Origin of the sequence: Sphaerospermopsis reniformis, from assembly GCF_005402885.1 — a bacterium.
GTDB lineage: Bacteria > Cyanobacteriota > Cyanobacteriia > Cyanobacteriales > Nostocaceae > Sphaerospermopsis > Sphaerospermopsis kisseleviana.
Genome location: NZ_BJCE01000249.1, coordinates 1 through 7,820, shown reverse-complemented (window position 1 = coordinate 7,820; position 7,820 = coordinate 1). Strand labels below are relative to the sequence as shown.

Annotated in this window: 7 protein-coding genes and 2 pseudogenes; 5 read left to right on the top strand and 4 right to left on the bottom strand. The window is 39.1% G+C overall.

Annotated features, from left to right (window positions below; translation table 11 throughout):
* Positions 1-313, bottom strand: a pseudogene (locus tag FFR48_RS23140) (photosystem II q(b) protein); the annotation flags it as partial.
* A 198-nt stretch (positions 314-511) separates the two neighbouring features.
* On the opposite strand from FFR48_RS23140, the gene cofG reads away from it, so the two are divergent.
* The 3 genes from cofG to FFR48_RS23125 all read left to right on the top strand — a co-directional run bounded on the left by cofG (position 512) and on the right by FFR48_RS23125 (position 4,923).
* Entirely contained in the window at positions 512-1,429 is a 918-nt protein-coding gene (cofG, locus tag FFR48_RS23135) for a 7,8-didemethyl-8-hydroxy-5-deazariboflavin synthase subunit CofG (protein ID WP_137668985.1), read from the top strand.
* A 314-nt stretch (positions 1,430-1,743) separates the two neighbouring features.
* Positions 1,744-3,294 carry a GAF domain-containing sensor histidine kinase gene (locus FFR48_RS23130; protein ID WP_137668984.1) on the top strand — a complete coding sequence of 517 codons (1,551 nt, stop codon included), beginning with the start codon at positions 1,744-1,746 and terminating at the stop codon, positions 3,292-3,294.
* A 216-nt stretch (positions 3,295-3,510) separates the two neighbouring features.
* Complete coding sequence (locus FFR48_RS23125) at positions 3,511-4,923, top strand: IctB family putative bicarbonate transporter (protein WP_137668983.1); 1,413 nt, start codon at positions 3,511-3,513, stop codon at positions 4,921-4,923.
* Between the two features lie 140 nt (positions 4,924-5,063).
* Here the strand turns inward: FFR48_RS23125 and FFR48_RS23120 are convergent, their stop codons facing one another.
* Positions 5,064-5,342 carry a WGxxGxxG family protein gene (locus tag FFR48_RS23120; RefSeq protein WP_096569131.1) on the bottom strand — a complete coding sequence of 93 codons (279 nt, stop codon included), beginning with the start codon at positions 5,340-5,342 and terminating at the stop codon, positions 5,064-5,066.
* Between the two features lie 119 nt (positions 5,343-5,461).
* Positions 5,462-5,929: an SsrA-binding protein SmpB gene (gene smpB, locus FFR48_RS23115; protein ID WP_096569128.1), complete on the bottom strand. Its 468-nt coding sequence runs from the start codon at positions 5,927-5,929 to the stop codon at positions 5,462-5,464.
* A gap of 232 nt (positions 5,930-6,161) precedes the next feature.
* Between smpB and FFR48_RS23110 the strand changes: the two genes are divergently transcribed.
* Positions 6,162-6,845: a response regulator transcription factor gene (locus FFR48_RS23110; RefSeq protein WP_096569125.1), complete on the top strand. Its 684-nt coding sequence runs from the start codon at positions 6,162-6,164 to the stop codon at positions 6,843-6,845.
* Between the two features lie 62 nt (positions 6,846-6,907).
* On the opposite strand, the gene FFR48_RS23105 is transcribed toward FFR48_RS23110, so the two are convergent.
* Positions 6,908-7,384 carry a low molecular weight protein-tyrosine-phosphatase gene (locus tag FFR48_RS23105; RefSeq protein WP_137668982.1) on the bottom strand — a complete coding sequence of 159 codons (477 nt, stop codon included), beginning with the start codon at positions 7,382-7,384 and terminating at the stop codon, positions 6,908-6,910.
* Positions 7,385-7,640: 256 nt separating this feature from the next.
* Between FFR48_RS23105 and FFR48_RS23100 the strand changes: the two are divergent.
* Positions 7,641-7,820: pseudogene (locus FFR48_RS23100) on the top strand (DNA polymerase I); the annotation flags it as partial.

The window sequence follows — 7,820 nt, the reverse complement described above, 5'->3', positions numbered from 1 at the left end:
ACTCATCTAAGGAAGCTGCTTCCCATATTGGGTAGAAGTGTAAACCGATAGCGTTAGAGGAAGGAACAACTGCACCAGAGATGATGTTGTTTCCGTAGATTAATGAACCTGCAACGGGTTCACGGATACCGTCGATGTCAACGGGAGGAGCAGCGATAAATGCGATGATGAAGCAAGTGGTTGCTGCTAAGAGGGTGGGGATCATTAATACACCGAACCAGCCGATATAAAGGCGGTTGTTGGTGCTGGTGATAAATTCACAGAAACGATCCCATACGTTGGCGCTTTGGCGCTGTTGAATGGCGGTTGTCATGTTCTTATGATTGCGTTTTATGTATGTATGTTTTGGTAGGTGTTTCTACCTGATGACTTTATAGTAGGTCAAATATTTCGATTTGTAAAGGGGTTTTCGTAATATTTTTTAAAATTTTTCTCACAGGATCAGAAAACCTAGATATAGTAAGGGTTACAGGCTTTATATTTTTGTAAACTTATTCTCTGGATTGTAAAAATGCTCTCATTTAGTCCCAAGGTAGTCACTTATAGTCCTGCATATACTCTTGTTCCTACTTACGAATGTTTTAATAGATGTAGTTATTGTAATTTTCGTGTTGAACCAGGTTCACTTCCTTGGATGACGCTAGAACAAGCAGAGAATATTTTATTACCTTTAAAAAATCAAAATATCTGTGAAATACTCATTCTCAGCGGTGAAGTCCATCCTTTATCATCAAGGCGGGAAAAGTGGTTTCAGCTTATTTATGATTTATGTGCTTTAGCTTTATCAATGGGATTTTTACCCCATACCAATGCCGGACCACTGAGTTTTACGGAAATGGAAAAGCTGAAAAATGTTAATGTTTCGATGGGGTTGATGTTGGAACAGTTGACACCCAAGTTATTAAATACTGTTCATCGTCATGCACCGAGTAAATTACCTCAAGTGCGTTTACAACAATTACAATGGGCGGGAGAGTTGCAAATTCCCTTTACGACTGGGTTGTTATTGGGAATAGGAGAAAGTGAAGATGATCGCTGGGAAACTTTAACAGCTATTTCTGAGTTGCATCAACGCTATCAACATATACAAGAAGTTATTTTGCAACCCCACAGTCCGGGAAGTCAGCAAACCTTTAACGCAGAAGCTTTTGATCCTCATCAACTACCGCACGTGATCAGGAAAGCACGGGAAATTTTACCCGCAAATATTACAATTCAAATTCCGCCTAATTTAGTGCTAGATGAAAATTGGTTACTAGCGTGTTTAGATGCAGGTGCGAGAGATTTGGGGGGTATAGGTCCAAAAGATGAAGTTAACCCAGATTATCCCCATTTACAGGTTCAGAGATTAAGAGAAATTTTACACTCTGGGGGCTGGGAGTTAGTAACCAGGTTGCCTGTTTATCCTCAGTTTCTAAGAAATAGGTAATTAGGGTTTGCTGAATAAACATGAAAATATTACAGGTCAGGGATTTTAGGCAATTTGAAATTGAAAAAGTGTATATCACAGCCTTTTGCTAGTCCATGAAGTATAAAATAAGAGTAAAAAAGCAATGCACCAACAAGGTTTTACTATTATCTGTGTAGGCTGACTTTAGCCTGATACTGCTAGTAGCAAAAAAATTTTTTCCAACGTATTAATCCCAAGTGAAATTGGGGAATGCTGAAACATAGGAAATAGTAACCTCATCCCAGCGGTTACACAACTTACAGTATGTAGCAAGTATCAAGGTAGCAGTAGCAATGATAGAGCCTGAAAACAAACTATTTGCCCCCAATGATGGTTGGAATGGTTTAGACACAAAAGAAGAACAACGCATCAGAGTATTGTTAGACTTGGGTTTACGGCAACCAGAAACAATTCCGGTATTTGAAGAAGCTACTCAAACAGCTGCTCACTTTTTGGCAGCAGAAATTTCTATTTTGGGATTTATGGACCAAGAAGTTCACTGGTTCAAATCATCAGTGGGTTTATCAAGATTAGGTCTCATGAATGATCTAGCACAAAAACGTCAATTATTACGACGGGATTCTTTTTGCTCTCAGGTGGTAGAAAATTCTCAAACATTAGTTATTAATGATACAAAAGCAGCAATAAATACACCAATATCTACCAGTAAGTTAGTCCAAAAATATGGCATCCGTTCCTACTTGGGAGCGCCATTAATTGATGCTTCAGGATACTGCTTGGGTGCATTGGCAGTCATGAATCGTCAGCCACGCAATTTTACAGATCGAGAAATTGAGTTTTTGCAAATCATCGCTCGTTGGTGCATGAGTGAATTTGAACGCAACCGATTGTTGCAAGGTCAATTCCAAAAAAGCACTATTACAAGTATTCCCAGTACAAGTATTCCTAGCTTGCCATTCCAGGAAGAACAGGCAATTGACTTGAAAATCGCACCACCCATTCTAGAAAATGTTTGTAATTCTACTCAGCAACTGAAACTAGAACTCTTAGGCCAACTAACTCAAGAATTGCGTACACCCTTAACATCCGTACTGGGGATGGCTGGTGTTCTGGCACGTGAAATTTATGGGCCTTTAACAACAAAGCAGCGAGAATATCTAGAGATTATCCAACACAGTGGACGCTACTTATTGTCTTTAGTCAATGAAATTACCGAACTAGGAATATTAAGTGATAATTCTAATGTGCTGAACTTAGCTCCTGTAGATATTGAAATGCTGTGTCAACAAGCTATCAACACTCTATCAGAAGTGGCTGTCCGTCGGAATCAAGAAATTCGCTTGTCTATAGAACCAGGACACAATCGCATTTGGCCTTTAGATAAAGATAAGGTGCGACAAATTTTGTATAACCTGTTGTTTAGCATTATTCAACTTTCTACTACAGGTAGTATTGTTCGTGTTCATATTTCTTATAAAGAAAATACGCTCTGTATTACTATTTGGGTTTCCCATCCCTGGTTAGGAGTAGGAGATGGAAACGGTGAAATTGACTCTTATTTACGTCTTGATTCTTTGTCCATATCAGAAATCTTGGGTAAGTCTGAAAAGTATGATTCTGATTTAGAAAATAAGAATAATGCCCCAGGAAATTGGGAAAAGTCAGCCAATTTGATTGAGCAGCAATTAGGAATCTTGGTTGATAGATCAGATAAGGATTTAGGTAATACTTCTGTGAATCTGTCTCGTGAAAAACTGGGTTTGTTACTCAGCTGTCAGATGGCAGAACTACATGGTGGACAAATTTCCATCCAAGGTTCTCCAGAATCAGGATATCGCTATGTAATTTCTTTGCCACTGCCAACGGCTAATTCCGCTAAATAGTGACTGGAGACTGGTGATTGGTGACTGGGGAAGAAAATTTTAGATTTTAGATTTTAGATTGGAATTGACAAAAACAATCCAAGATCCTTTCATCCAAAATCCTTTCATTGAATTACCAATTACCAATTACCAATTACCAATCACCAATTACCAATCACCGGATTATGATTAAGGCTAAGTTCTACAATTAGGTGCTAGTTGATCACAACCTTGTTTATGAATTTAGTCTGGCAAAGATTGACTTTATCCTCTGTACCGCTCAGAGAATATCTGGATACCAGTTACCTGCATCGGTTGATGGTGGGGATTTTACGTCCTTGGCGACAAACCAGTATTTTAATGCAGTGGGGAGATACGATAGCGGCTGCTTTACTTAGTCTTATCTATGCTCTTGCACCTTTTGTTTCTAGTACCCTAATCGGTTTGCTGCTTGTAGCTGGCGTGGGGTTATGGGTGCTATTGACTTTATCTGATGATACAAGTCTGACAAATGCAGCTTCGGTCACGCCAATTCATCTGCTAGTTTTGCTCTATTGGTTTATTGCTGTGGCAGCTACAGCTTTATCACCAGTGAAAAAGGCCGCGTTGAGTGATTTGGTAACGTTAACACTCTATTTATTGCTTTTTGTTCTATGCGCTAGAGTTCTCAGAATTTCCCGGTTGCGGTCTTGGTTGATTACTCTTTACTTACATATATCTCTGATTGTCAGTGTATATGGAATTCGGCAATGGTTTTTTGGCGCTAAAGCATTGGCTACTTGGGTTGATCCAGAATCCAGTTTGGCTAAAACTACCAGGGTTTACAGTTATTTAGGTAATCCTAACTTATTGGCTGGATATCTAATACCAGCAGTTGTTTTAAGTTTGGTGGCTATTTTTGCTTGGCAAGGTTGGATTAGGAAAGCTTTAGCACTAACAATGTTTGTTGTTAATACAGCCTGTTTAGTTCTTACTTTTAGTCGTGGGGGCTGGATTGGTTTGGTGGTGGGGCTTTTGGCTGCAATGGCATTGTTGGTTTATTGGTGGAGTGTGGAAATGCCACCTTTTTGGCGCACTTGGTCATTGCCAATTATTGTAGGGGGTTTGATTGGGGTATTGGTGTTGGCGGTGATTTTTGTTGAACCTGTACGGTTGCGAGTTTTTAGTATTTTTGCAGATCGTCAAGATAGTAGTAATAATTTTCGCCGCAATGTCTGGGATGCTGTTTTTGAAATGATCCGCGATCGCCCCATTATTGGTATCGGTCCTGGTCACAATTCTTTCAATAAAGTTTATCCTCTTTACCAACGTCCCCGTTATACTGCTTTGAGTGCCTATTCAATTTTCCTGGAGACGGCTGTAGAAACAGGTTTTTTGGGTTTAGCTTGTTTTCTTTGGTTAATAATTGTCATCTTGAATACGGCATTTATGCAAATGCGCCGTTTCCTAAATTTGAGAAGTAAAGATGGATTTTGGTTAATTGGGGCGATCGCAACTTTGCTCGGTATGCTCGCTCATGGCACAGTAGATACTGTCTGGTATCGTCCTGAAGTTAATACCGTTTGGTGGTTAATGGCTGCTTTAGTCGCCAGCTATTGGACTCCTTTAACTTCTCAAATAAATCAAGTCCACCCAGAACCGACAGCCTAAGCTAACAATTTTGGATTTTAGATGTTTTGCTTATGAAACACTTACTCATAATCCAAAATCTAAAATCTAAAATCTAAAATCCAAAATCTAAAATCCAAAATCTAAAATCCAAAATCTAAAATCTAAAATTGATGTTGATGTTAGTCTCTGTAACTGGTAGCTCCTGGTGCATTAGGATCACGATAACGAGTTGGTTCTTCTCCACGCTTTTTACCGGCTAAACCAGCTAAACCCAACAGGCCAATTAATCCCAGCCAACCCCAATCAACATCGTTACGATCATAATAAACAGTCCTGTCTGGTACAATGTCTGTTCTAGGTTGAGTCACTTGGGCTTGTGCGGGTAAATTTAAGAGTACAATTCCCATTGTCAGCGTCAGAACTCCAGCGCCAATGGTTTTGGTGAAATTACGTTTCATGGTGAAAGTGCCTTATACCGACTCGGATATTCACCAATGTATCTATTCCTCCGATTTGCCAAATCAATCTGCGGCTATAATCTAGAGTTGGCTGTAAATCAGGCTCAGGGTATATTTAGCTAATAATTTTTCATTGCTCGTTGAATATCACGCTGATCTTGACGGCGTTTGAGGCTTTCCCGCTTGTCGTGAATTTTCTTCCCTTTACATAAACCGATGCTGACTTTTACCCAGCCTCGTTTCAGATACATTTTTAACGGCACTAAGGTTAAACCCTGCTGTTCTACTTTACCAATTAGCTTGCGGAGTTCTTGCCGATGCAGCAGTAATTTACGAGTCCGACGCGGTTCATGATTAAAATATTGTCCACTAGAGGTATAGGGAGAAATATGTACATTTATTAGCCATGCTTCACCATTGCGAATCAACGCATAGCCATCCTGGAGATTTGCTTTACCAGCCCGTATTGATTTTACCTCCGTACCTGCCAGCTGTATTCCCGCTTCGTAGGTTTCTAGGATTTCATACAAATAACGAGCTTGGCGATTGTCGCTAATTACTTTATAACCTTCGTTTTTGTCACTCATTGAAAATCTGCTTTATGTTAAATATTGCTTAGTCGTTTTACTTCGTTGTTTAAAACATTTGTAATTTGAATAATGAATTTCGACTAATTGAATTTTACATTATATTTTCTATTTAATTCAATCTATTAGTGTAACATTATTAAAATTTAAAATAACATTAAATTTTATGAACACTTCCTAAGCATATAATAGCAAAATATTGAGTAAGAAAAATGCTAGGGGTGTACTGTCCATGCCCTTGAAGATCCTTGTAGTGGATGACGACCTCGGCACTCGTCTGTCTATCAGTGATTATCTTGAACTGTCTGGCTATTCGGTGATCATGGCTGATGACGGTCAAGAGGCTTTGTCTATGGTGGAAAAGAACCATCCTGATTTGATGGTGACAGATATTGTCATGCCAAAGATGAACGGCTATGAACTGGTGCGTCGGGTGCGTCAACAAGCTGAGTTTAGGTTGTTACCTGTAATTTTGTTAACAGCCCGAACCAAAACCCAAGAAAGAATTCTTGGTTATCAATCAGGATGTGATTTATACTTACCTAAGCCTTTTGAACTAGAAGAGTTAGCCGCAGCTATTCGTAATTTACTAGAGCGATCGCAAATTATTCAATCAGAATACCGCTTCTCTTATCAAGAAAGTTTAGATGGGTCTAACCTGATAAAATCAATACACGGACAAAATCATTTATCAACACCAATTGTCAATTCTCAGTTGTTATTATCATTAACTACAAGAGAGCAGGAAGTCTTAGAACTATTGACTCACGGGTTGTCTAACGCCGAAATGGGTAATCAACTACACCTCAGTCCGCGAACAGTTGAAAAATACGTCAGCAGTTTATTGAGAAAAACTTTAACCAGTAATCGCGCAGAACTGGTGCGTTTTGCCATCAAGCATGGTCTTGTAGAGTAGTTCAGGAGGCAGGAGGCAGGGGAAGAAAAGATTTTTACCAGTTACCAGTCACCAGTCACCAGTCACCAGTCCCTGATCACATATTCTAGCAGACCTGAACAAGCATCCATGAGGAGGTCAATCACCTGATTAAATCCTTCTGTTCCGCCATAATAGGGATCTGGAACTTCTTTGAGATCGTGTTGAGAGCAAAAATCACACATCAAACGAACCTTATGGTGATATTCTCCAGAACGGTCAACAGCGAGAATATCTTGATAGTTATCCTTATCCATCGCCAAAATTAAATCAAACTCTTGAAAGTCTGATTTTTGAAACTGACGAGCTTGCCCAAGTAGTTTAATTCCCAACTTAGCAGATGCAGCAGCACTCATGCGGCGGTCAGGTGGACTACCAATGTGATAACTAGAAGTACCAGCAGAATCACAGTAAATTTTATCGCTCAGATCAGCTTGATCAATCAGATGATTCATGATATTTTCTGCCGAAGGCGATCGGCAAATATTACCAAGGCAGACAAATAGTAACTTGTAAGACATTTTTCGGGGTTAATCCTTTTAGGTAAATGATTTAATCTACTATGTAATAAACTATGATCAAATAGCACAATAAGTCAAGATTTATATTTAAATAAACATCCCACAATCTCGACAAATAAAGGTATTTTGATGATTTTTATTAATACAGCGGATTCTTTGGTCATGAGATACATTATAGCCCCCTCATTGCTGGCGGAGATGGGCTTTTGTCAATAAAGCACTATATCAACATTCCCTAAAAAGTGCAGTCATAGAAATGGGATTGCGAGAATCTGCTAGATTAGTTTTAACTCCCCAAGAAATTCAACATTGTTGGGGTGAAGGTGCAGGTTCTCAAGGATGGGAAAAAATCAGAAAATACCTAATTTATGACTTGGAAGATACGAAATTAATTGCTGATAAATTAGTTCCTTCCTATTACTATGAATCGCTGATA

Excerpts from the sequence above, each read along its gene's own strand:
- FFR48_RS23105 (WP_137668982.1), bottom strand. The coding sequence starts at position 7,384 with ATGTCTTACAAGTTACTATTTGTCTGCCTTGGTAATATTTGCCGATCG.
- FFR48_RS23125 (WP_137668983.1), top strand. The coding sequence starts at position 3,511 with ATGAATTTAGTCTGGCAAAGATTGACTTTATCCTCTGTACCGCTCAGA.
- FFR48_RS23110 (WP_096569125.1), top strand. The coding sequence starts at position 6,162 with ATGCCCTTGAAGATCCTTGTAGTGGATGACGACCTCGGCACTCGTCTG.
- FFR48_RS23130 (WP_137668984.1), top strand. The coding sequence starts at position 1,744 with ATGATAGAGCCTGAAAACAAACTATTTGCCCCCAATGATGGTTGGAAT.
- FFR48_RS23120 (WP_096569131.1), bottom strand. The coding sequence starts at position 5,342 with ATGAAACGTAATTTCACCAAAACCATTGGCGCTGGAGTTCTGACGCTG.
- cofG (WP_137668985.1), top strand. The coding sequence starts at position 512 with ATGCTCTCATTTAGTCCCAAGGTAGTCACTTATAGTCCTGCATATACT.
- smpB (WP_096569128.1), bottom strand. The coding sequence starts at position 5,929 with ATGAGTGACAAAAACGAAGGTTATAAAGTAATTAGCGACAATCGCCAA.